Consider the following 22,968-nt stretch of genomic DNA (forward strand, 5'->3'; position numbering starts at 1 on the left):
CTTTGATGGAAAGGTAGATTGGAGTGTCCAGATGAATATCCGAAACTTGCTCGATGAAACCGATCTCCTGCCATTCCAGACTGATGGACCCAGGACGGGGAAGGTTGTTCGTTGGAGTTACCAGGATCCACGGACTTTCCTCCTGACCAACACATTTAGGTTCTAAGGCTTGTGTTTTGTATGGTCATGGTGGTGCCGGGCTGGTTTGGAACTCGTCGTTTTCTCCCGGACATGACCATGGTCCGACAACACTCCCCATTTTATGACAAAGGATCTGTTAAAAATATACTCATGGGTGACGTATGCCTCCCTGGCTTTGCTTGGCGGATTATCTGCCGCAAAAAAGCCAAACATCCTATTGATACTTGCTGATGACACCGGGTATACGGACCTGGGTGCGTTTGCCGAGCGAATAACAGGCACACCCACCCATCAACAGTTATACGAAACACCCAATCTGGATAAACTGGTCGGCGAAGGCACCGCTTTTCAGCAAGCCTACGCCTGCCCGTTGTGTTCGCCCACGCGTTCCAGTATTTTAACAGGCCGCTATGCCGGGAAGATCGGCTTCACCACCGCGACGCCGGGCAGTGTGCGGACCTTTTACAACCAGGGAATAGCTCCCCCTCCCGGATACCTGGCACAAGATGCCATCTACTGGGGGGATTCCATCCGGGAGCAACAGGCGCTTTGGAATGGCTCTTCCTTGCAGGCTCTGCCTTCCGGCCAGGCAAATGATCTGGGACGCGATGCAATCACCTTGGCCGAGGCACTCAATCAGGATGGCTACCGCTCCGCCTTCATCGGGAAGTGGCACCTCGGAGGGCATGGCTCCAAGGGCTATGAACCCCACGACCAGGGCTTTGAGGAAATTGCCTATATTGATGCGGGAGGATCAGTCTATTTCGATTGGCGTAAAATTTGGGACAATCATAAACCGGTTCATCCCCGCATGCCCCAAGACAAGCTCTATAATGGAAAGTCTGGCAAGGAAACCGGCGAGAAATATCTAACAGATGATCTCTCGGCGCAAGCCTCTGCCTTCATCCGGTCGCACGTTAAGACGCGTGGCGGTCAACCCTTCTTTCTCTATTTCTGCCAGTTGGCTTTGCATGGTCCGATCCAGGCAAAAAAGGAAGATGTTGATTACTTTGAGTCAAAACCCACCAAAGGTTGGAATAATCACACCAATGCGACCTATGCGGGCATGGTTAAAAGTTTGGACGAGTCGGTGGGTTCCCTGGTGGACGTTCTCAAAGAAACGGACCAGTTGGAAAACACTCTGATTGTTTTCATGAGCGACAACGGCGGCGTTTCATGGCCCATGAATCAACAAACAAGGGCCGATGATTCCAGGGCCACCTGGAATGCTCCGCTCAAAGGCGGCAAAGCCATGCTTTTTGAAGGCGGTATCCGTGTGCCGCTCTTTTTCTACTGGAAAGGAAAGATCAAAGGTGGCCAGTGGGTGGATCGGGCAGTCGATTGCAATGACATTTTTCCTACCATCCTGGAAATGGCCGGTGTGGACGTGAAGCCGTACCAAAAACCTTCCCTGGGTCCCGCCATCGATGGGCAAAGTCTGGTGGGTTTAATTGAGAATCCCACCGGAGAACAAACATCTTATGACCGCGACACTTTCTTCTGGCATTACCCGTTCAACGTGATTGTGCACAACCCGGTGGACGGCATGCCACTCGCCCCGCACTCGGCCATTCGGAAGGGCCCGCATAAACTCATCTACGATTGGTCGGGCCGGCTTTGGTTGTACAATATCGATGAGGATATTTCCGAAACACAAAATCTGGCCGGTGCAAAACCCGAACTGACGCGCGCCTTGTTTTCCGAACTCAATGAATGGCTTGGCGAGAATGTCGCGGATAAGTATCTGCCGACCTTGAACCCGGGTTACAATCCGGCTTCAGATGGGCGTTCCTATCCCTTTGTCGATTACCGTGCTTTGCTGTTGGGTGACTCATACAAGATTAAGCCTAAGCCCAGACACAGCGTGAACAACCTGCATAAGTAAGGGAATTTCTTAGATTCTTTTTAGTTTCGGTGATACATTGCCATAAATGACCCATTCTCGATAAAGTTTATACCCCCATTTGCCAGCCCTATGAATTATTCCAGACGCCAGATTATTAAGCTCGGAGCTTTGTCCGGGATGGGTTGTCTGGTGGCTTCGGAATTATCCGTATTGGCCGATGAGCAGGATCGTATTCGATCCGGCAAAAAGTCGGATCTGATTATCACCAACGCGGAACAGTTTGTGGTCGATGTGCGGGACGAAGGTGAAGAGATTCGGCGCGGAGAAGTCCGGCGGCATTTTGTCTATAAAATTTCCACCAACTCAGGCATAACCGGCTACAGTTTCGGGCGCGGTCATCCGCTTGAGGACTTGCCAAGGGTTCGGGAGATTCTGTTTGGAAAAGATCCGTTTGCGGTGGATCAATTTCTTGCCGGGGGACTTTGCCAGGTCGGTAGTTGGGAACACGCCGTCTGGGATGTGCAAGGCAAAGCTCTGGATATGCCGGTTCATCGTTTGCTGGGCGGAGCGGTCAGGGACAAGATCCGGGTTTACCTGACCATCGTCTGGCCGGGCAAGGATGACCAGTCGGATGTGTCATACGAGCGGCAGGCCGAGGATATCAAATTTTTCCAGGACCGGGGATTCAAAGGCGTAAAGATCCGTTGCTGGCGGCCCCAGATCATGGACGACGTGGAAGCCTTGAAGGAGATCCGGCGCGCGGTCGGGCCCGACTTCCCGATTATGTTCGATCGCACCGGGCAGCGGGCGCCCTGGGTATGGTCTTACGATGAAGCCCTGAAGGTGGCTCGCGGCATGGAGGAGCATGGGGCCTATTGGATTGAAGAGCCTTTTGAGAGGGAAAACTACACCTCGTCTTTTCGCGATCTACTTCCGCTGGAGCAATCTCCATCCTTCCAATCGATTTCCCGTTCGGCCAAATTGCGCCAGGAAGTTGGACTACGCATTACCGGTGGGGAAGGGGACAACGATACGCGTTTGTTTGCCCAGTACTTGGCCCATGACGCCTTCGACATTCTGCAACCGGATGTGATTTTAGCCGGAGGTATTTTGGTGTGTAAGCAGATTTCCGATATGGTCCGGGCGTTTGACAAACCAGTCAGGATGGTGCCCCACGGTATCCATGGTCTTCCACTGGCCGGCTTCCTCCAGGTGGCGGCCTTTTCACCCACCACGAATTGGCAAGAGTTGGTGATGACTTCGCCGGGCATGCTGCCCGAGGAGACCCTCGCTCCCGGGAAGCGGCTCCTGAAAAACAAAGACGTATTCCGCGTCGAGGATGGATTGATGTCTATCCCGCAGGGTCCGGGGCTGGGGCTTGAAGTCGATGAAGCAGCGCTCGACCACTACCGGGTGCGATCAGAAAAAGGGAGCTCCAGGTAATGACTCTTTCATCCAATGGTTGGAAGGTGATTTGCTTAGCGGTTTTATGGCCGTTATGCTCCGAAGCTAGCGAAAAGATGAACGTGGTGTTCATTTTGGCCGATGATTTGGGCTGGAGTGATACCACTCTCTACGGAAATACCAGCTTCTACGAAACGCCTAATATAGAGCGTCTGGCCAACAGGGGTATGCTTTTTAGCAACGCCTATACGGCACACCCGCTCTGTTCCCCGACCCGCGCCAGTATCATGACGGGACAAGAACCGGGACGGATAGGATTTACCTCAGCCGCCGGCCATGTGGAGCAAGTTGTTCTCAAAGCCTCGCTACCTACTCGTGCCCGACCCGACCGCAAAGCGCTGACTCCGCAGTCCGTTACCCGGCTCAACACCGACTATGTTACCCTGGCAGAGACCTTGCGGCAGTCGGGCTACGTGACGGGCCATTTTGGTAAATGGCATCTGGGCAAAGAACCCTATTCACCGCTCGAACAGGGGTTCGATATCGATGTGCCTCACTGGCCCGGTCCCGGTCCAGCCGGTTCCTATGTTGCCCCCTGGAAGTTTCCCAATGAACTGGATTTTGATCCGGCCACTCCCGACGAGCATATCGAAGACCGCATGGCGAAAGAAGCCGTCGCCTTCCTCGAAGCACACCGCGACGAGGCCTTCTTTTTAAACTATTGGGCCTTTTCGGTACACACGCCTTTCGACGCAAAACCATCGCTCATCGATAAGTACGCGGCCAAGGCCGATCCGAACAACCCACAGCGAGTGCCCCTCTATGCTGCCATGGTTGAAAGCCTGGATGACGCGGTCGGCACCTTGCTCGATGCTTTGGACCGTCTCCAACTCAGCGAAAACACCATTATCATTTTCTTCTCTGACAATGGCGGTATCCTGTTCAGTCTCATCGATGGAGTTCCTCCTACCAGCAATGCCCCTCTTCGCGGCGGCAAGGCGACCATCTACGACGGAGGTACGAGGGTGCCCTGCGCGGTCATCTGGCCGGGACACCTTCAATCCGGCAGCGAAACGGATGCCTTTCTTACTAGTACCGACTGGTATCCCACCATCCTGGAAATGCTCTCCCTTCCAAAACCGGCGGAACTGCGCTTTGACGGAGTTAGCCAAGTACCGGCACTAAAAGGAACGGACAATCCCCGTTCCGATCTCACCTGTTTCGTTCCCCACTATTATCCGAAATCGGGCAACATCCCGTCCACTTATCACCGGGAAGGCGACTGGAAACTCATCCGCTTCCATGCGGATGGTGACAACGGAGCCGATCGATTTGAGCTATACAACCTCAAGAACGACCTTGGTGAAACCAAAGATCTCTCGGGCGATCATGGTATTCCTGGAGTTCCGCGAGGTAAAACCAACTGTTACGATCTGGCAATCCAGGCACCGTTGCTCATGAGATGGCCAGGACACATACAGCCTGGCCGAACCGTAGACGACTTTGTCAATCTGATGGATCTAGGACCTACACTACTTGAACTTGCTGAGGCAGAAGTTTCGGAAAGTATGACCGGGCGCAGTTTTCTCGAACAAATCAAGAGCAAGCAAAGTGGCTGGATTGATCCCCAACGAGACCATGTTTTCGTAGGCCGGGAGCGCCACTATCACAGTGCGCGAGCCGGTAACTTACCTTACCCTATGCGAGCGGTTCGGAATAAAGACTACCTGTATATCAAAAACTTTAAGCCCGAACGTTGGCCTATGGGAGATCCCTATAACTGGAATACAGCCCAGAAGCCCACCTACGACGAGCTGCATACTCAAACAGCCGTTACCACGACCGACCTGGATGCAAGCCTCACCAAGGCCTATATGTTCACCCATCTTGATGATCACTTCGAACTCACCCTCGGCAAACGGCCAGTGGAAGAGCTCTACGATTTAAAAACCGATCCCGACCAACTACACAATCTGGCTGAAGAGCCATCCAGGGCAGCCGTATTGAAAGAACTGAGACAGCAGGTCGATGCAGTGATGCTCGCTACCAACGATCCAAGACTAACGGATAGCTTTGATTATCTGCCTTACTCAGACTCCACCAAGCCCCGAGTCAGTGTGCGATGAAGTTACTCCGATCCGAACCTATGACAATCCGTAAAATACTTAACGTACCGGTAAGGTGGATGGGGGCACCGATACTTGGATTGTGTATTCCAATGCTCTCGGCTGAAACAGGTAATCGCGATGACCCGACGACTGCAGAGAACAGCCGCGTCGAATACCTCGACAACGGTGTTGTTCGAATTGGGATAGACCTTTCCATCGGCGGAGCCATCACCTATTTCGCCGACCAAGAAAGGGGCATCAACATGGTCAACAGTCATGACTGGGGAAGGCAGATACAGATGTCCTTTTACTCTTATCCCAGGCCCTTTGAACCCAATGGTAAGAAACCTTTGGAACGTTGGAAAGGATTGGGCTGGAATCCGATTCAATCCGGTGACGTCTTTGAGAACCGTTCCCAGGTGATTGATTTCACCAACGATGGTGAAACGCTGTATGTGAAGTGCATTCCCATGCATTGGCCTCTGGATAACCAGCCTGGGGAGTGTACCTTCGAAACCTGGATTCAGTTGGAAGGCGCCACGGCCAAAGTCAGATCGCGCCTCAACAACCATCGCAGTGATACGGCCCAATATCGGGCTCGCTCCCAGGAGCTGCCGGCCGTCTACACTAACGGGCCCTGGTATCGATTAATCACCTACCAAGGTCCGCAACCGTTTTCCGGAGATGAGCTGACAGAGATCCCCATCAAAGATAAAAAGCCGGGCGAGTTTCCCTGGTCCCGCTTTCAGGCTACAGAAAACTGGGCTGCGCTGGTCGATGAAGAGGGACATGGCTTGGGAGTCTGGAATTACGGTTCGAGCAAGTTTCTGGGAGGATTCCATGGCAAGCCGGGTATGGGAGGTCCCAAGGATGGGCCCACAGGATACATTGCCCCGTTGCACGACGACATTCTCGATCACAACATTCAGTATGAGTACAGCTATCAATTGATCGCGGGGACCATCGAAGAGATTCGTGACTATGTTTACGGTAATTCCTCCGGTCCGGTAAAGCGCTTCGACTTTTCTTCAGACCGCCAACACTGGACTTATGAGAACGCCTCAGACTCCGGGTGGCCTGTCCGCGCCGGACTCCAGGTAAAACTCGATCAGGACCAGCCGCGATTAATCAGTCCTCTGGGTTGCTGGAATGCCGATGACTATCCCGCGATCTCTATCACCGCCGCCTTCAAAACAGATGAGCAACGCGCATACCTCCAATGGATGCCTTTTGATCCGGAAGCCGAATCGCCAAAATCCATCGCTTTCAAAATCGTTCCCGACGGTAAATTGAGAACTTATACCATTGAGCTGAAAGGGAAACCAGGATACGAAGGCGCTATTCGGCAATTTATTCTGCTTCCGAGCAAACGAGGCTCAGCGGGCCATTCTATGACCCTTCAAAAATTCGAACTTGTACCCGCAAATGATTAGCAATTCCAATTTGCAGAACGGAGTTATCGATATGAAGAAATATGGTGTCTATTATATACTCATGCTGTTTCTGGCGGCCACGTGTTTAGAAGCGGCTCAGCCCAACATCATCTTCATTGTAACCGATGACCATGGTCACAATGATTTGCAGGCGACGGATTTGCGAAAGGAGGTAGACATGCCTAATGTGCACCGGCTTTCGACCAACGGTGTATTGATGACCCAGGCTTACTGCACGGCTCCGCAATGCGTGCCGTCGAGGGCGGGCATCGTCACGGGGCGATATCAACAGCGTTTTGGCATTGATGCCAACGGAGAGGGCCCGCTGCCCGCTTCGCAGAAATCCATTGCTTCTCGTTTGAAAGACTTCGGCTATACAACCGGGCATGTGGGCAAGTGGCATCTTGAGCCCAACCGGGAGACCACAAAATGGCTCGCCGAGAACGGCTACAAGAGCATGGCGGACGTGCCAGAATCGGTCGTTAGCAACCATCGGTCCCAGGCGTTTGGCTACGATGAATATGCGCAGGGAACAGGGAATCAGTACTGGTCCAATTTCGCTGTAAACGGGAAGAGCTTCCCGGCGACAGACGTAAACTACCTTTGGAACGATGGATGCAAACCTTGGACACGCCCCATTACGAGGGAGGCTTCCACAAGAGCCTTTATGAATTCATCGAGAATCGCTGGGGCTTTCGTGAGGATGCTCAAACTCGGGAAAGGAAGGTGCAGTGAGATTTCGTTCCCTAAAAAACCGGTAATAGAAAAATTGAACAAACAATGGATGAAATGTTTGCCGGTTTCAATATGTGCCGAGCTGGAGTTCGGTGTTCCCAGATTACCTAGAAATTAATACTGACCTTCGCTCACACTCCAGCCGCCATCGACTGAAAGTATCTGGCCGGTGGTGAATCTGGAGCTGTCGCTTAGGAAATAGATGGCGGCTTGATCCAGGTCAGAGGGTCGACCGATGCGTCCTCCATCGAGCGGTTGTTTGGTGGCAATAAATTTCTGAATGGTATCATCCTCAGCAGCGCGTTGTGCCATGGGTGTTTCAACCAGCGCAGGGGCAAGCACGTTGAAACGAATGTTTTTGTCAGCGTAGTAAGCTGCTACTGATTTGGTGAAACCAATGATTGCTGCCTTCGATGCCGCGTAAGCGTGACTGGCAAAATATTTTGAGGAAGGGGAGTAGCCGAGTACCGAACCCAGGTTTAGTACAGATCCTCCGGTACCCAGTTCGAGAAAACGACGTGCCGCGGCGCGGTTGGATTGAAAGAGAGAAGTCAGGTTCCAGTTCAGGGTTTTTTCCCAACCCTCGTCGGTGATCTCATGGAGAGGTCCATCGCCAAATTTCCGGCCGCTTCCTCCGGCGACGTGGTAAAGACCATGGAAGCCACCAAAACTCTCCAGTGCCAAGTCGATGGCTTTATCTGCGGTATCAGGAGCGGTGGCGTCGGCGGCCAATGTGATCCCATTTTCGCCGAGTTCTGTTGCGATGGATTTGCAGCTTTCTTCCGAGCGTCCGACCACGACCACTTTGGCTCCGGCTTTTACGCAGGCTTTAGCAGCACTACCGCCTATGCCAGTGGTGCCGCCAATGATGACGATGACTTTTCCGATTAATTCGATGGTCACGATGGTGGACGAGGAAGTGCATCAGGCAAGTCAGAAGCTTGCAGGTCTTAAAGGGAAGGGTGGATAGCTTCCAGTCGCACCTTGCCGAAGCTTCTAGCGTAGGCTGGCTATGCCGCCGGAGTTTAACTATTCGTTTTAGGCTGACATCGATCATCCAGCTGCCGATGACTACCGACCTTTACGGTTTGTCCTGAATCTGCGGACCCGATGACCGCAAAAACGGCTGCGAGTGTGTCCAAGTTATTCCTCGCTGAGTTGAATGGTTGGCGGCCTTCGTCTATCGCGCAAAGCAACTCGCCCATCGTTCCACGAAATCCGTCGTTGAACCATTCGCCTTCAAGCTTGGCGGTGGCAACACCTTCCTCATTTTCGAGTTTTACTTCATCGATTTTGCAGACTGTGCCGGAGGCGTTGATAGTTCCTTTGGAACCCGTTATGGTAAAACGTTCCAGATTTCGGTGTTTGCTGTGTCCATCAAATCCAAGGGTGGCGAATCCATTGGCAAACTGAAGAACGGCACCGCCCATCATGGGTGGATCTATGGTTTGCTCGCTTGCTTTGCGCAGACTTCCGGTTGCCAGTTCGGCTGATTGGCCTTTGAAGAAATTGACGGCCATATCAATCCAGTGAACAGCAAAATCGTAAAGGATGATGTGATGGATGGTTTCGAATGGAGTCCCTTTGATCCAGGTATGGTCCCAGTTCAGAAAAATATTTGCGGAGTGAACTTCTCCTATAAGGCCTTTGTTAATTGCCTGCTGTATGTAGCGCACATAAGGAGCCCAGCGACCGTTCTGGTTGACGGCTAGCTTCAGGCCTTTTTCATCGGCTAGGTCTGCGAGCTTGGCGGCGACATCGATGTCGAGCGCGAAGGGCTTTTGGCTGAGTACGTGTTTTCCCGCATGGAGGGCGGCTTCGACGGCTGCAGCTCTGGGACCCGGATGTAGGGCGATATCGACTACGTCTATTCTAACGTCCGACAGCAGATCATTGTAATCGGTATAGCAGGTTGCCTCAGGATAAAATTCTTTTTTCCGGTCTTCTGCTGCCTGAATATTCAAGTCGCAGAGAGCTACGACCTCCAGGTCGTCTTCCTTGTAAGCGGTCAAATGGTGAGAGGTAATTCCGCCACAACCAATGAGCCCGATCTTGGGGCGAAAGGTTTTGGGCAGGCGTGGTCGGTAGTCCAGTTCTGGAGCTGGGATTTGTTTTACCTTACTGTCGGAGGTGAGGGTGTAATTGGTGTCGTCGGACATGCTTGAGAGTGATGTTTTGAAGGAGCGGCTTTACGCCGCGATTGCTTTGAGATTGCACATATGGATCGCGGCGTAAAGCCGCTCCTACAGTTTAATAGATACTGTTGATTTGGTTTCAGCACTTCTGGCGGCAGCATCGACCACGAGTTGACCAATTCTGGAGGTCTCAGCGCTGAGCGGGCCATCGATGGGTAGCTTGTTTTCCAGGCAGTGGATCACGTAGGGAATCGGGGCATGGAAGGGATGTTGAAGATCGTCCGAGGGAATGGTTTTACCTTCAGGGTTTTCACGAGTTTGTAAACGGATGGTAGGTTCCAAATCGTAGGAAGCAATGGTGCCTTCGGAACCTACTATGTTGAAGCCGCACTTCGGCTGGGGTTGATGCGTCCACGGATCGGTAAAGGTACCCCACTTGGTTTCGAATTTTGAAAGTGTTCCGTCGGCATAGCGGCAAATCGTGATGCTGTGTTCGTCTACTTCCAACGCTGGGTCGCCACCGGTGATCGTTGTGACTTCTTCGGGGACTTGTCCGCCATTATACCAAGCTGCCAGGGTCGTGCCATAACCCAGGTAATCAAGGAGTGATCCTCCGCCTTCGCTTTTTTTATAGAACCAGCTTTCTGCTTTCCTTTCGGCGGTGACATCCAATGTCACCTTGTCTGCCCCGTGGGCGAGTGGGCCTCGGTTCCCGTCGTAAAAGTGAACTTCGCGGACGGTTCCAATCTTCCCTTCGCTGACGAGCCGAAATGCCGTGGCGTGCGATGAGTACCAACGCAAAGGCCAATTGATTATCAATTGCTGTCCTTCCTGAATAGCAGCGAGCATGCGGTCGGCATTCTTCAAGTTGTCGGCAAAGGGTTTTTCGACAAAGAGATGTTTTCCGTAGGGTGCGATTTTTTCAACGTAATCAGCGTGGCGGGCGGTGGAAGCGCAAATGACAACCAGATCCGGATCGGTGGAGCGCATACAGGCATCCACATCTGTGAACACTCGATCAGAAGGAATGGGAAAATTTTCTACTGCAGCCTGCATACGTGATGGATCCTCATCACAGATGCCCACGATCTCTGCATGAGGATGATCAAACGCCTGCCTGAGCAGATCGCCCATGTGAAAGTGATCGAAATTGATGCCGGCTATTTTCCAGATCTTGCTCATGCCTTCTTGTTCAAAAGATTGAGAAGTGATGAATAGCAAGGCCACAGACTGGAACTCACAGAGGGAGCATAGTTGTCTATGTGACCGAAGGAGTTACTGGCTGAAACGCAGCTAGTCGCGCTTGTCGATCTTAGCCTTTTTAAGACAATCGAGGTTTCAAGCATGTTATGTTTTTTAGGAATGAAACTTCGTGTATTCATTCAATTACTTTGGCTCTTGAAGGCGGTTGAATGGAAGGTTTGCCCAGGTTGGCGTAATACTTCGCGATACGGCGTCCATGCTCATCGTAGGCGGATTGAAATAATTCGTTCGCTTTTTCGGCACCGACAATTGCTCCTGCGGTAAGTACTTTGGGAGGGTGCCCTGCAGCGGTTAATCTCTGGGCCACTTCAGCCTTAATAGAGTTCACCAGAAGGCAGCCTCCGATGGTGGAACCGGGGGAGACCGGTGTATCCAATCCCTCGACATAAACCATGGCATCGCCAACGGGTGCACCTGAGTCCAAAACCAGCTCGGCGAAATCGGAGAGTTTTTTTCCGCGATCGTCCTTGGTCGTCGATGCTTCCGAGTGAAGCTTACTGATGAGTGCAACCACTTTTACACCTGCTTTTTGAAATTGTTCTGCTATCTCGATGGGAACACGATTGCAACCGCTCGATGAAACGACCAGGGCACTGTCCTGGTCACTTAGATCGAAGTTTCTTAGAATCTGCTCAGCTAATCCGGAGACGTTTTCCAGATACATAGCTTGTCTCTGACCGTTGGCACCGACTACCAGGTTGTGAAACGTGAGCGAGAGTTCGACAATCGGATTAAAGCCGGGAAATGAACCATAGCGCGGCCACATTTCTTCCGTCATTATTCGGCTGTGACCGGATCCAAATAAGTGAACCATGCGGCCTGCCAATATGGTTTCGGCGAACCAGTCGGCAGCCTGATTGATGGCGTTTTCCTGTGCTGCCACGGCATCAATGAGTCCGCGAGATTTTTTGAGGTATTGTTGTGTAGGTGTCATGGATGAAAGGATAAAAAAGGTGTCAGTGTTCAGGTGTCAGGATTTTGAGAATGTAGCTTTTTCTCCATTGCGGAGGATGTGGCAGTTGACGTTTTGTTTTGCGCAGGCCGTTCCGAAATCAATGGGGTCGGCGGTGTTGAATTCGAACATGTCGTAGTGGTGGGGGATGGCTGTGCCTATGTTGCAATCGGAGGCGAGCTGGGCAGCTTCTTCGGTATTTAAATTTCCGGCGACGCGGCGTTCAGGTTTGTAGCCATTGATGGGGAGAAATGCTAAATCGATTGAGAATCGATTCAGGCGATGGGTCAGGCCGTCGTAGAGGCGTGTATCACCACTGTGGTAGATGGTCCAGGGGCCGAGCTCGATTACGAAACCCATAAAGTGGTGTTCGCCTTTGTCGTTTGTTTTTAATTCGTCGTGTGCTGATGCAAGTCCATGGAATGCGATTCCTTCAAGCTCGATCGATACTCCATCGTTGAGTCCCATCGGCCAATCGGGATCGCAGGCCATCCGCGTTGCGACGAATTCACGGTTCGCTTCGGGAATGATAAATTGTGTTTTAGGATTTGCTTCAAATAATGCGAGGAGCGTTTCCTGGTCGAGATGGTCTGTGTGATTGTGACTGGAAGTGATAACGTCGATTCCTTCCAGGCGAATGGGGTCAATGACAAGTTCGGTGATTCGGTTATGTGGTTTGTCCGTCTCAGCATATTTGCGCGTTAGCGAATCGGACAGGTAAGGATCGAATAGCACGGTCCTTCCATTGCACATGACAAGAAATCCACTTTGACCGAGCCACCAGGTGTGGAGTGCGTGGGATTCATCATCACGCGCTGCCGCTATATCTGCGAGTAGCGCGTCGTCCTTTTGAAAAGCCTCTTTCATCAAGCGTTCGGTAGGCCGAGCTCCTTACGGACGATCTTTGCTCCAGCTACCATATTCTGCAGTTTTTGTTTGGCCGCCCAGCGGGCGGTTTGAGACAGACCGCAATCGGGAGCGAATACGAGTCGGTCGGCGGGAGCAAATTCCAGGCAGCGTTTGATAATCGCGGCAACGTCTTCGGGTGTTTCGATGTAATAACTCTTCACATCGATGATACCCACGGCCGCATCCATTTTCTTGCTGATGGCTTCGATGAGATCGAGATAGACGAAATTGGTGGTGCAGGTTTCGATGTGCATCTCATCGACATGCATATCGAGAAACGCAGGAAACATTGCGCGCGGTGTGCGTTTGCCTACACCTCTTGCTTTATAGTTTCCAAAACACAAATGAGAGCAAATGCGGGTTTTCCCAACGGCGGGTTCCACGGTGCGGTTGAAGAGATCTACGAATACTTCTGGATCCGCTTTGTAAGCATAGCAGCTCATTGAAGGCTCATCGACGCAGATTTCTTTACATCCTGCGGCGACAAGATCTTCAATCTCTTTTTGCACAATGGGTAAAAGCGCCTCGGTAATAGCGTAACGATGTGGATACTGATCGTTGGGGAGCAGACGACCACTCATGGTGAATGGACCTGGGATACTCGCCTTGAGTGCTTGACCTTCCGGAGCCAGTCGTTTTAGGCGTTCAAATTCTTCAACTGCACCCAGTCCGTTGGGAGCGGAGAGCTCCCCGGAGATGGCGTGTTTACCACGCTGGTCATGAGCGGGAGGTCCGTAGATCCTCGGTGACGCGCTTTCGAGTTCGATCCCGTTTATGTATCCGTAAAAGGACAGATTGAAGTCGAAGCGCGTTTGCTCGCCATCGGTGATTACATCCAGTCCAGCAGTGGTTTGATCATGGATCGCAGCGATAACCGCGTCCTCTTGCATCTCTTTGATGTCGTTTTCGCCAAACTGCGTGAGATTCTGACTAGCGAATTCGAGCCATCCGGGGAACGGGTAGCTGCCGATGACCGACGTTCTTAAAGGTGTACTTTCCATAGGTGGGTTAATGATTTCAAACCCAACATTCGAAGCAAGACATTAAGGAGCAGTTTGCTGATAAAGTGTTATGTTGATACCTGTTAGCTTCCGTTTGGATGGAGAGATAATGGTCTTCGGACGGATTTTGAAGTAAGAATTAGTGAAGTGGTTTATAGAGGGTCCGATTCTTTCTACGGGGTAGTATTCATCGGAAACAAATGTTGGACCGACTTTAGTCGGGAACTGCATTCCCCTGGGAACGCCAAGCCCCAGCTTGGCATCTTGGATGGTGATTGAAATTCGACGAACCAACCTTTCTGAATATCGGACCGCTCGGCGTGTCGGTCCCTACCTTCTTATCTGTGTGAATCTGCGTTTATCTGTGGTTAAGAAACTACAACTAAAAATCTTTTTACTACGAAAATCGCTAAATTACGCAGAAAACTGAAAGCATTTCTTTATAACAGAATAATGGGTACAGAATCATAGTTGTTTTGATCCCTTTGAAGGAGTGGCAGGATGGGTCCGATTCTTCTATAGGCTAGTATTCATCGAAAAAAAATGTAGGACCGACTTTAGTCGGGAATCCGCTTGTGCTCCAGACCGGGAAGACGACATCCAACTGTTAAACCTTTTCTACAGTCCGGCTGGTTGCAAAACGAGCTCAGCGATTCGTGCACGCGAGGGAGCGGTTGCAACGTAAAGACAGGCGTCGGCGACATCTTGTGGCTGCAGTGCCATGGCGAGAACATCGTCCGGGGTAGCAACAGGGCGCTGAAGTACTAAGGGTGTGTCGCATAAGCCGGGATAAATAACCGTGGTTCGAATACCGTGCTTTTGTTGTTCTTTAAAGGTGCCGTGAGCAAGGCCGGATAAGGCATGTTTGGAAGCTTGATAAGAAACGCCCGAGACATCCGGTGATTGCACGCAGGTAGAAGATACGAAAATAATAAGTCCCTCCTGTTGTTTTTGCATGGGTGCCAGGACGGCTTTTACGCAGTTGAAAGCACCGGTGGTATTAGTCGCTAACATCATATCCCACGTCTCATGAGTTAGCGTTTCCAGACTTCTTTGTGGGATATTTGTACCCGTGGCATAAACGAGAATGTCTATGCGCCCAAATCGTTCGAGAGTCTGCGTAATCAACTGGTGGACCTCGGCAGGATCGCGTGCATCGGTTTGACAGGCTAAGCAATTATTACCCAACTCATTTGCGAGTTTCTCGAGAACGTCAGCTCGTCGAGCGGCAATTGACAATTGAGCTCCTGCTCGAGCAAACGTTTTGGCAATGGCTTTGCCCATTCCGCTACTAGCTCCAATAACAATCGCGACTTTACCTTCCATAGTGGGATTCGACATGGAGTAAAATTTCTCTTTTTGGTAAAATCCGAGCAATAACAAAGTGCCAACAACTGGAATGGATTATTCCTTGTTGAATGTAATCAAAGACACTTCCTTGCAATCGGAACAGGTGGAAAAGCCTTCACGGAATTGGGCCTGACAACAGGGGCAATAACTGGCGGTTTCTTTACTTGATTTTTCAGGAGCTAAAAACAGAGACTCTTTTTCAATTCCTTCCCGCTTAAGAAATTCCTGCAGCTCATTTTTAAACAATGGGCTGAGGTTTTGATTGGGACCGTATTCCATTTTGCGCCAATAAGACGAAATCTGTGCGCAAAGATCTTTAGGAGAAAGTAAGGCCGCGGATATTGCCAAAGGATGCTGCAGGGAAAGGGCATTACTCAACAAGTGTTGACCGACATGGATGGCCTGCCAGGGAAAAAGAGAACTGAGGCCGATAATCAAACTGTATTTCCGTTTACCCGGGTAAAGCCTACGAGCTACAAAGTAGGCCAGGAAGGCTTGAAAAATCACAAAGCAAATAGTGATGGCGAGAGTGATGGCAAAGTGAAGAGAACCTTTATTGAAAATATAGGAGTAGGGGATAATCGCGAAACAAAGCAGTATGAGAAATACACCATTGAAACGAAGCGTACTCGTGGCAATTTTAGCTTTTTGAATAATTCGTTTCGATCGAGTACTACTTAATTGTTTCCGGTAGAATTCTCGAATATGCTTGGTTCGTTTTACCTCAGGTGTTTGGGCAAAATCGTGTAGCAACTGTGCCGAAGCAGCTGCCTGAATTCCACTTGGAAAATCAAATTTATATTTCTTGTTAAAGTAGAGTGTGGACCCTTCCTGTTTGATTTGAAGTTCATCCCAGGAAAGTAATGCGCCTCCAGTGAGCTTAAGAGTTGCCGAGTTGAATGTATAAGGGAGCTCAGATCCGATAAACTGTGGAAAGAATAATCCTGGAAGAGGCGAAAAGAAAATCGCTCGTCTGCGGCCATAAAGCAGATCCGTCGCAACGGATTGCTTCCATCGATTAAAATACCTGACGAAACTGACTGAATGTGGTCTTACCCAATAAATACTTTCCCACAGGTAAAAAGCAGAAAGAATTAAAATGAAGGACTGACCGTCACTCATATGAGATAAACTCGAGGCACAGGACTTTTATTCTCGGCCTACTATTTTTTTGAAAAACTTGGCTATGGCTCCTCCGACCACCGCTAAACCAATCAAAATAGGTTTTAAGAATTTGGCGAGAAATCCCGTTTTGGCTGCTGCGAAAAGTGCCCCTCCAGCAATTAGGCCGGTTAACCCATATTTTGCGATCTTATCGCCTTCTTTGAATTCAGCATAAGTGTTGCCCGATGTATAGCTGTAATTTGTAAGGAGTTGCTGGTAATCAGGCAAAATGGATTCCAAAGCGTTAGGGTCGCAAACAAGGGTGGCGTTCATGATTCCACGTCGTCCCAATAGCTTGGTAAAGAAGTTTACGGTGATGCCACCGTCCTCACCTTGGAGTTGTATTGCCCATTCCAAATTATTGGTTGCCGGGTTGTAGTTTGGTGGTACGGCCCATCCGACAAGCGTGAGCGTTTCAAGCCCCATTTCCTGCCGCCGTTCGTTTCCTGCCGCGTTCCCAGCCTTTAGATCTTTGAGAATTGCATCCGCATCAAGCGAATCCTTCTCATCATCTTTGACGTAGCCTTCTTTGCTGAATTCAAAAACGACAAACCAGCTCAGGTCTTCTGGACAAATGAGTCCGCTCTCGATTTCGGTTGGAATATTTCCAAACAACTCCATCAAGCGCCGAGTGTCCTTCTTCTGGATGAAACTATAACCCTCGGGTATTTCTATGGTGGCAAGACCATCGAGATCCCCAGTCCCTTCATTCTGCCAGTTCATTGCCTGTAGCTCTTTCTGGAAAGGAGTAAGCTCAGCTTCTGCACCTTCAGACGCTTCTTGAGCGTTTAGTGAAACTGCGAAGGCGGCGAATAGAAGAATGAGGTACAATAATTTGGATTTCATTGTTTTATATTATGGGAGTTTTTTGATAATGACAGCATGGGTCTCAAAGGCCAAAAGGAAGAATTCCTTGGCAAAAACTAAATGCTGCGTGGAGGGTTGGAGGTGAATCATTGGTTTTCTGCGAAATATCGAGATAAACTTTGTACAGGCCAAGAGAAGACGACAATAAATAAAACCAGATATTCAATTTTTCCGGCTTTGTGGAAATTGAGTTGAAAGACGACGCATCGCACATCGTTTTTTTCAGTAATCATAGAAAGACGATTACTTACCAGTCCGAGAAGTATTCGACCTATGTTTCCAGCCCGTATACACGCGTTTCTTTGGACTAAAAACTAGACCTGCTTCGATTCCTGCATAAGCGATCTGAAGTAGGAAGGGATAGGCGAATCGAAGGTCATTTTTTCCTTGGAAAAGGGATGTTTTAAACTCAGAGACCCAGCGTGGAGAGCGAGTCTCTTAACGGATTTCTCTTCCTTCCTTCCGTATAATTTATCTCCGACAACATGATGGCCCTTTTCAGCAAAATGAACGCGGATCTGGTTTTTTCTTCCCGTTTGCAGATCTATTTCAAGTAGCGAGTATTTGTTGGATTCCGATAAAACCTTATAACCGGTTTTCGCCAATTTCCCCAACGCAGGGTCTTTCACCGAATACATGTTATAGGCGCTATTCTCGGCGAGGTAAGAGGTGATGACGTCCTTTTTATCATCAAGTTTTCCGTGGACCACCGCGAAATATTTTTTCTGAAAGTTCGGCCATTCGTCCTGGAGAAATCGTTTAGCGGGTTCGTTCTTGGCGAACACGATCACTCCTGAGGTATCCTTGTCCAGGCGATGCACAATGTACAGCTGCCTTTTGGATTTTGGATCTCCTTTTCGTACATAGTCATTTAGTAGGAAGTAGGCTGTATTTTCTCGAGGTCGATCCGTGCTTATAGTTAATAACCCGCTCACCTTATCGACCACGATCAGGTCGTGATCTTCGTAGATAACAGGAACCCCTCTTGGTTGATATCGTTTGGGAGGACATTTGAAAGGTTTTCGGGATGGTGGCATTGGGGCTAGTCAACCAGCTGATAAGGAAAGGTCAGTACTTAAACGCAGAATTAAAAGTCAGAGAATCACCCTGTTTTCCGGGACGTTCGGCGGCGGTGCCTGCCTTCGCGGAAGGCTACGGCACGGTGCGACAGGGACCGCACCCGCCCTACCTGTTTGTCTGTGGAAAACCGGAAATCAATTGCGTTAATCTCCGAACTCCCCGAACTTTTGGTTACGCCCTTAAGCATTGGATTCCGGTCTGAAATCTTGACATGTACAAATATTTTGAGTTCTTTAATTTTGGTTTTCCGGAAGCCTCCAGTTCGCGGGAAGGGCATAGCCCACCGGCTCCATTAATTTAAAAATTATCTGTCCTGAGCGAACGACAGCTATTTAGGAGCCGAAAATCATGACTAAAAAAATCGATAGCTTTACCGTTCCAGGAGCAAGTTTTGATAACCTGAAGAAACAGGCGAAGAGCCTTCTGAAACAGGTTAAGGAGAATAATCCTCATGGGGTGAATCGTCTTTCCCGGGCCAATGTATCTCTGTTGGGGAAACATGGTGAACCTGGAGCATGCAAACTCGCGGATGCTCAACGAGTCATTGCCCATGAAAATGGATGTAACTCATGGACCGAGTTAAAGAATCAAGTGGAGAGGAATGCCATTTCAAAACCGATGTACGAAGAGAATATCCAGGTTTTAGGGATTGATCAGATTTGGTTGGATTGTGCCAATCTTGAAGAAACGGAACGTTTTTATGGCGATATTCTCGGGCTAAAGAAAGTGGGCGAAGTTCCTGGGCAAATGCTTTTTTTCGATTGTGGGGGAGTGAATCTGTTATTGGGACTAAAGAAAGAAATTTCTCCGAATTCCATTCTTTATCTAAATATCGGTGATACTGAAGCTGCGATTCAATCGGCCTATAATCGACTTAAATTGGAAAATGCCTCTGTGGGAGACTCCCCACATTGTATCGCGAAGAATTGGAACGGTTTTGATGTATGGATGGCCTTCTTTAAAGATCCTTCAGGCAACCAACTTGCTTTCAAGTGCAACATTCCGGTCCAGTAGAATGACTTTGATCATTAACTCTGCTTGGAAACTAGAATTGGGGTAGACAGCGGAAAAAGATGCTGGCTAGCTTGGATGGTTTGTTAATCTACTATTGTGACTCCCGAATCTATTGCTGCTGAATTTGATGTGCCTGGCCAGGTCGTAACTGTACTGAGTATTGATACTGGAAATGTGAACGATACCTACCGGGTTATAAAACGGACTACGTATTCCGAGGTCCAATTTGTGTTGCAGCGGATTAGCCAGGCCGTGTTTCCCGAACCGGAGTTGGTCATGGCGAACATGAGGGCGATTACAGATTATAGCCACGAACGTTTGGAGCAGCAGTTGACAAATTCAAACCGTATTTGGCAGCTGCCAAAAGTTATCACTACTTTGGACGGAAAAGATTTTTTCGTAGATGCGAGAGGAAGTTATTGGCGGGCCTTGTCGATGATCGCTTCTGCAACATCCTATGAAAAAGTGATGAACGTTGAGCATGCTCATGAAGCAGGCTATGTATTAGGACATTTTCAGAGAATCATCGCGGATTTTCCAATTGATCAGTTAGCGGATACCTTACCCGGTTTTCATATCACGCCGGGTTATTTGAGTTACCACGATAAGGTTGTACAAACCGATAGAGCCCAGCAAAAACTTGCCGCTTCGTTTGAAGCCCGGCGTATTGAAGCATTTATTCAGGAGCGCCGTGATTTTGTGCCTGTCCTTGAAGACGCACTGGCACGAGGTGAGCTCAAGCTCCGGCCGATCCACGGGGATCCCAAGATAACGAATATCATGATGGATAACATCACCGGGAAAGGGACTGCAATTATTGATCTGGATACCGTGAAACCAGGGTTGATTCATTACGATTTTGGAGATTGTGTTCGATCTGTTTGCAATCCGGTTGGTGAAGAAGCAAAGGACCTCAATAACGTGCTTGTTGATTTGGATTCTTTTGAGGCCTTGGTTCGGGGTTACCTTAAGCAGGCTCGAAATTTCCTCACAGATTGGGATCACAAATACCTCTACGACTCGGTCCGGTTGATTTCTTTCGAGTTGGGCCTGCGTTTTTTTACGGATTACCTGGCTGGGGACGTATATTTTAAAATCAATTACGAGTCGCAGAATCTGAATCGCGGTCGCGTCCAAATGAAGCTCTGTGAAAGTATTGAGGCACGGGAGTCGATGCTTCGACGCGTGCTCGGAAGTGTGTAGAGATACCCGATTTGCCGTGACTGATGGCTAATGTCGTTTAGGATGTTTTCGTATGAAGCAACATCCCCTGTTTTCTCTGTTAATTTTGTCAATCGGGATTGTATCCACGGGCTCGATCTCCGCTGATTCCGAGGTCGTGGGTTACCGCCCTGACGAGGCTTCCAAAATGAAATCCCTCGAAGCGCGTTACGATACGCTACTCGATGCAGATAATCTTCGCAGTTGGATGAAACACATGACCGATCGGCCTCATCATGCCGGATCTCCGAAGACGAAGGAAAATGCGGAGTTCATGGCAAATCTCTTTCGGTCTTGGGGGTATGATACCACTATCGAAACGTACCACGTTCTGTTCCCCACGCCCAAGCTTCGGGAGCTTCATCAATTGAAACCTATACCCGTGAAACTTTCACTTACCGAGGAGGTGATGGATTCGGATTCTGTCGCCGAGGCGCTGCGTCAGGAAGGCTTACCGCCATTTAATGCGTATTCGGCCGATGGTGACGTGGTTGGAACCGTAGTTTATGTAAATGAAGGACTTCCCCGGGATTACGAAGTTTTGGAGCAAAACGGAATAGACGTGAGGGGCAAAATTGTCCTGGCGCGATACGGCGGATCCTGGCGTGGAATCAAACCCAAGGTTGCCTATGAAAATGGAGCGATTGGTTGCATCATTTTCAATGATCCTTCCGCCGATGGTTTTGCTGAAGGTGCGGCTTATCCGGACGGTGCCTTCAAACATGAATCTGCCGTTCAACGTGGATCGGTCGTAGATCTTCCCGTTCGTCCAGGCGATCCCCTAACGCCCAACTACGGTGCTACGCGGGATGCTGAAAGGTTGTCTGTTTTAGAGTCTGAAACAGTGATGAAGATTCCGGTATTGCCGATTTCGGAAGCGGATGCCGCCATACTAATGAAGACGCTCGACGGGCGGGTGGCCCCAAGCTCCTGGAGAGGAGCACTTCCGTTAACCTATCGGTTTGGAGGAGGCGGAGGAACGGTGGTCCGGTTGAATGTGGCTTTTCATTGGGACCAAATTCCGGCTTATAACGTAATTGCCAAATACCGTGGATCCGAATTTCCGGACGAGTGGGTCATTCGTGGAAATCACCACGATGCCTGGGTAATCGGCGCACGAGATCCGATAAGTGGAATGGTAGCTGTGCTGGAACAAGCGCGTGCATTTTCCGAACTGATCAAACAAGGCTGGAAACCCAAACGGACGCTTGTTTTTTGCGGTTGGGATGCAGAAGAACCCGGCTTGCTGGGATCCACGGAATGGGCAGAGGACCATGCGGCTTTACTTCAAGAGAAGACGGTTGCCTACATAAACACCGATGGTTGCTCGCGAGGGTTTTTAAGCATTGGTGGCGCTCACTCATTAGAGCGTATGGCAGCGCAAGTCTCCCAGGATGTTTTGGATCCGCAAACTCAAGTATCGGTTTCAGATCGAAAGCGGTCTGAGATTCTTGTGAACGGATCTCCTGAGCTGCGAAAGCTCATTCAATCAAGTAAAGGGTTACCTTTGAGCGCCTTGGGCTCCGGGTCGGATTACACGGTATTCCTGCAGCATCTGGGAATCCCAACCTTTAACGTGGCTTTTGGTGGAGAAGGAATTGGCGGCGAGTACCACACCAGTTTTGATACCTTTGATCATTTTAACCAGTTTGTGGACCCCGGGTATGAATACGGCATTGCCTTAACGAAAGTTTGCGGCCGATTGACCATGCGAATTGCGGATGCTGAAGTTGTGCCGATTCAGTTTTCCAATGCGAGCAAGACGTATTCCGGCTACGCTGATGAACTCGTGAAGCTTCTGGATAAGGAACGCGAAGCGATTGAATTACACAACACACTCGTAAATCAGGGGCATATAAAAAATGCGGCAGATCCGACCTGGTCGTTCGTGAATCCAGCCACAAAGGACGAGGCACCTTTTCTAAATTTTGCCCCCTTGCTCAACGGATTGAAACGTTTGGAAATAGTCAGTAGCAACTTCCAGGAGAATTGGGACAAGTACTTTTCCGGAACGGTTACTTTGAGCCGTGAAAAAACTGAACAATTGAATAAACTTTTGTACCAGTCGGAACAGGCCCTGATTCGAGAAGAGGGATTACCGCGCAGGCCCTGGTTTCGACATCAGGTATATGCACCAGGCTTTTACACGGGTTACGGCGTCAAAACCTTTCCGGGCATCCGGGAAGCGATTGAGGAAGGTAAATGGAGTGAGGCGGAGGAGCAGGTTCAGTTTGCTGCCAATGCCATATCGGCCTACGCTGGTCGAGTGGAGCAGGCGACGGCACTACTGACCCCCGAATGATTTTTGGAGTAGCGAACACAAAAGGCTTCCGACTTCTTTGTTG

18 protein-coding genes are annotated in these 22,968 nt (G+C 49.8%); 8 read left to right on the plus strand and 10 right to left on the minus strand.

Annotation, left to right across the window (positions count from 1 at the left end; all coding sequences use genetic code 11):
• The first annotated feature begins 262 nt into the window (after nucleotides 1–262).
• The 5 genes from O3C43_08655 (at nucleotide 263) to O3C43_08675 (ending at nucleotide 7,785) form a co-directional block, all read left to right on the plus strand.
• Nucleotides 263–2,026: a sulfatase gene (locus O3C43_08655; GenBank protein ID MDA1066557.1), complete on the plus strand. Its 1,764-nt coding sequence runs from the start codon at nucleotides 263–265 to the stop codon at nucleotides 2,024–2,026.
• A gap of 90 nt (nucleotides 2,027–2,116) precedes the next feature.
• Nucleotides 2,117–3,430, plus strand: coding sequence for a mandelate racemase/muconate lactonizing enzyme family protein (locus tag O3C43_08660; GenBank protein ID MDA1066558.1), 1,314 nt, complete (start codon nucleotides 2,117–2,119; stop codon nucleotides 3,428–3,430).
• Complete coding sequence (locus O3C43_08665; GenBank protein MDA1066559.1) at nucleotides 3,430–5,517, plus strand: sulfatase-like hydrolase/transferase; 2,088 nt, start codon at nucleotides 3,430–3,432, stop codon at nucleotides 5,515–5,517. The genes O3C43_08660 and O3C43_08665 overlap by 1 nt, the downstream gene beginning before the upstream one ends.
• A gap of 20 nt (nucleotides 5,518–5,537) precedes the next feature.
• Nucleotides 5,538–6,932 carry a hypothetical protein gene (locus tag O3C43_08670; GenBank protein ID MDA1066560.1) on the plus strand — a complete coding sequence of 465 codons (1,395 nt, stop codon included), beginning with the start codon at nucleotides 5,538–5,540 and terminating at the stop codon, nucleotides 6,930–6,932.
• Nucleotides 6,925–7,785: a sulfatase-like hydrolase/transferase gene (locus O3C43_08675; GenBank protein ID MDA1066561.1), complete on the plus strand. Its 861-nt coding sequence runs from the start codon at nucleotides 6,925–6,927 to the stop codon at nucleotides 7,783–7,785. The genes O3C43_08670 and O3C43_08675 overlap by 8 nt, the downstream gene beginning before the upstream one ends.
• On the opposite strand, the gene O3C43_08680 is transcribed toward O3C43_08675, so the two are convergent.
• The 10 genes from O3C43_08680 to O3C43_08725 all read right to left on the minus strand — a co-directional run bounded on the left by O3C43_08680 (nucleotide 7,782) and on the right by O3C43_08725 (nucleotide 18,345).
• Nucleotides 7,782–8,564: an SDR family oxidoreductase gene (locus O3C43_08680; GenBank protein ID MDA1066562.1), complete on the minus strand. Its 783-nt coding sequence runs from the start codon at nucleotides 8,562–8,564 to the stop codon at nucleotides 7,782–7,784. The two genes, O3C43_08675 and O3C43_08680, sit on opposite strands and share 4 nt — an antisense overlap.
• A 128-nt stretch (nucleotides 8,565–8,692) precedes the next feature.
• Nucleotides 8,693–9,826: a Gfo/Idh/MocA family oxidoreductase gene (locus tag O3C43_08685; protein ID MDA1066563.1), complete on the minus strand. Its 1,134-nt coding sequence runs from the start codon at nucleotides 9,824–9,826 to the stop codon at nucleotides 8,693–8,695.
• Nucleotides 9,827–9,910: 84 nt separating this feature from the next.
• Complete coding sequence (locus O3C43_08690) at nucleotides 9,911–10,984, minus strand: Gfo/Idh/MocA family oxidoreductase (GenBank protein ID MDA1066564.1); 1,074 nt, start codon at nucleotides 10,982–10,984, stop codon at nucleotides 9,911–9,913.
• Nucleotides 10,985–11,180: 196 nt separating this feature from the next.
• A complete protein-coding gene (locus O3C43_08695) occupies nucleotides 11,181–11,999 on the minus strand; it encodes an SIS domain-containing protein (GenBank protein ID MDA1066565.1) in 819 nt (272 codons plus the stop codon).
• A gap of 36 nt (nucleotides 12,000–12,035) precedes the next feature.
• Entirely contained in the window at nucleotides 12,036–12,884 is an 849-nt protein-coding gene (locus O3C43_08700) for an MBL fold metallo-hydrolase (protein ID MDA1066566.1), read from the minus strand.
• A complete protein-coding gene (locus O3C43_08705) occupies nucleotides 12,884–13,927 on the minus strand; it encodes a methionine synthase (protein MDA1066567.1) in 1,044 nt (347 codons plus the stop codon). Before O3C43_08705 ends, O3C43_08700 begins: the two co-directional genes overlap by 1 nt.
• A 618-nt stretch (nucleotides 13,928–14,545) precedes the next feature.
• Entirely contained in the window at nucleotides 14,546–15,268 is a 723-nt protein-coding gene (locus tag O3C43_08710) for an SDR family NAD(P)-dependent oxidoreductase (GenBank protein ID MDA1066568.1), read from the minus strand.
• Between the two features lie 63 nt (nucleotides 15,269–15,331).
• A complete protein-coding gene (locus O3C43_08715) occupies nucleotides 15,332–16,399 on the minus strand; it encodes a hypothetical protein (protein MDA1066569.1) in 1,068 nt (355 codons plus the stop codon).
• Between the two features lie 27 nt (nucleotides 16,400–16,426).
• A complete protein-coding gene (locus O3C43_08720) occupies nucleotides 16,427–17,287 on the minus strand; it encodes a DUF2167 domain-containing protein (GenBank protein ID MDA1066570.1) in 861 nt (286 codons plus the stop codon).
• Nucleotides 17,288–17,622: 335 nt separating this feature from the next.
• Nucleotides 17,623–18,345 carry an RNA pseudouridine synthase gene (locus O3C43_08725; protein ID MDA1066571.1) on the minus strand — a complete coding sequence of 241 codons (723 nt, stop codon included), beginning with the start codon at nucleotides 18,343–18,345 and terminating at the stop codon, nucleotides 17,623–17,625.
• Between the two features lie 391 nt (nucleotides 18,346–18,736).
• On the opposite strand from O3C43_08725, the gene O3C43_08730 reads away from it, so the two are divergent.
• The 3 genes from O3C43_08730 (at nucleotide 18,737) to O3C43_08740 (ending at nucleotide 22,925) form a co-directional block, all read left to right on the plus strand.
• Nucleotides 18,737–19,402 carry a VOC family protein gene (locus tag O3C43_08730; protein MDA1066572.1) on the plus strand — a complete coding sequence of 222 codons (666 nt, stop codon included), beginning with the start codon at nucleotides 18,737–18,739 and terminating at the stop codon, nucleotides 19,400–19,402.
• A 96-nt stretch (nucleotides 19,403–19,498) separates the two neighbouring features.
• Nucleotides 19,499–20,605, plus strand: coding sequence for an aminoglycoside phosphotransferase family protein (locus tag O3C43_08735; GenBank protein MDA1066573.1), 1,107 nt, complete (start codon nucleotides 19,499–19,501; stop codon nucleotides 20,603–20,605).
• 52 nt (nucleotides 20,606–20,657) lie between these two features.
• The gene (locus O3C43_08740; protein ID MDA1066574.1) at nucleotides 20,658–22,925 is read left to right on the plus strand and encodes a M28 family peptidase; all 2,268 of its coding nucleotides are present in this window, start codon (nucleotides 20,658–20,660) and stop codon (nucleotides 22,923–22,925) included.
• Nucleotides 22,926–22,968: the final 43 nt, after the last annotated feature.

It is taken from the genome of Verrucomicrobiota bacterium, from assembly GCA_027622555.1.
In the GTDB taxonomy this organism is placed as follows: domain Bacteria; phylum Verrucomicrobiota; class Verrucomicrobiia; order Opitutales; family UBA2995; genus UBA2995.

Bases quoted from the DNA above. Each gene is read 5' to 3' on its own strand.
- O3C43_08655 (MDA1066557.1), top strand. From the start codon at position 263: ATGACAAAGGATCTGTTAAAAATATACTCATGGGTGACGTATGCCTCC.
- O3C43_08660 (MDA1066558.1), top strand. From the start codon at position 2,117: ATGAATTATTCCAGACGCCAGATTATTAAGCTCGGAGCTTTGTCCGGG.
- O3C43_08665 (MDA1066559.1), top strand. From the start codon at position 3,430: ATGACTCTTTCATCCAATGGTTGGAAGGTGATTTGCTTAGCGGTTTTA.
- O3C43_08670 (MDA1066560.1), top strand. From the start codon at position 5,538: ATGACAATCCGTAAAATACTTAACGTACCGGTAAGGTGGATGGGGGCA.
- O3C43_08675 (MDA1066561.1), top strand. From the start codon at position 6,925: ATGATTAGCAATTCCAATTTGCAGAACGGAGTTATCGATATGAAGAAA.
- O3C43_08685 (MDA1066563.1), bottom strand. From the start codon at position 9,826: ATGTCCGACGACACCAATTACACCCTCACCTCCGACAGTAAGGTAAAA.
- O3C43_08690 (MDA1066564.1), bottom strand. From the start codon at position 10,984: ATGAGCAAGATCTGGAAAATAGCCGGCATCAATTTCGATCACTTTCAC.
- O3C43_08695 (MDA1066565.1), bottom strand. From the start codon at position 11,999: ATGACACCTACACAACAATACCTCAAAAAATCTCGCGGACTCATTGAT.
- O3C43_08700 (MDA1066566.1), bottom strand. From the start codon at position 12,884: ATGAAAGAGGCTTTTCAAAAGGACGACGCGCTACTCGCAGATATAGCG.
- O3C43_08705 (MDA1066567.1), bottom strand. From the start codon at position 13,927: ATGGAAAGTACACCTTTAAGAACGTCGGTCATCGGCAGCTACCCGTTC.
- O3C43_08710 (MDA1066568.1), bottom strand. From the start codon at position 15,268: ATGTCGAATCCCACTATGGAAGGTAAAGTCGCGATTGTTATTGGAGCT.
- O3C43_08715 (MDA1066569.1), bottom strand. From the start codon at position 16,399: ATGAGTGACGGTCAGTCCTTCATTTTAATTCTTTCTGCTTTTTACCTG.
- O3C43_08720 (MDA1066570.1), bottom strand. From the start codon at position 17,287: ATGAAATCCAAATTATTGTACCTCATTCTTCTATTCGCCGCCTTCGCA.
- O3C43_08725 (MDA1066571.1), bottom strand. From the start codon at position 18,345: ATGCCACCATCCCGAAAACCTTTCAAATGTCCTCCCAAACGATATCAA.
- O3C43_08730 (MDA1066572.1), top strand. From the start codon at position 18,737: ATGACTAAAAAAATCGATAGCTTTACCGTTCCAGGAGCAAGTTTTGAT.
- O3C43_08740 (MDA1066574.1), top strand. From the start codon at position 20,658: ATGAAGCAACATCCCCTGTTTTCTCTGTTAATTTTGTCAATCGGGATT.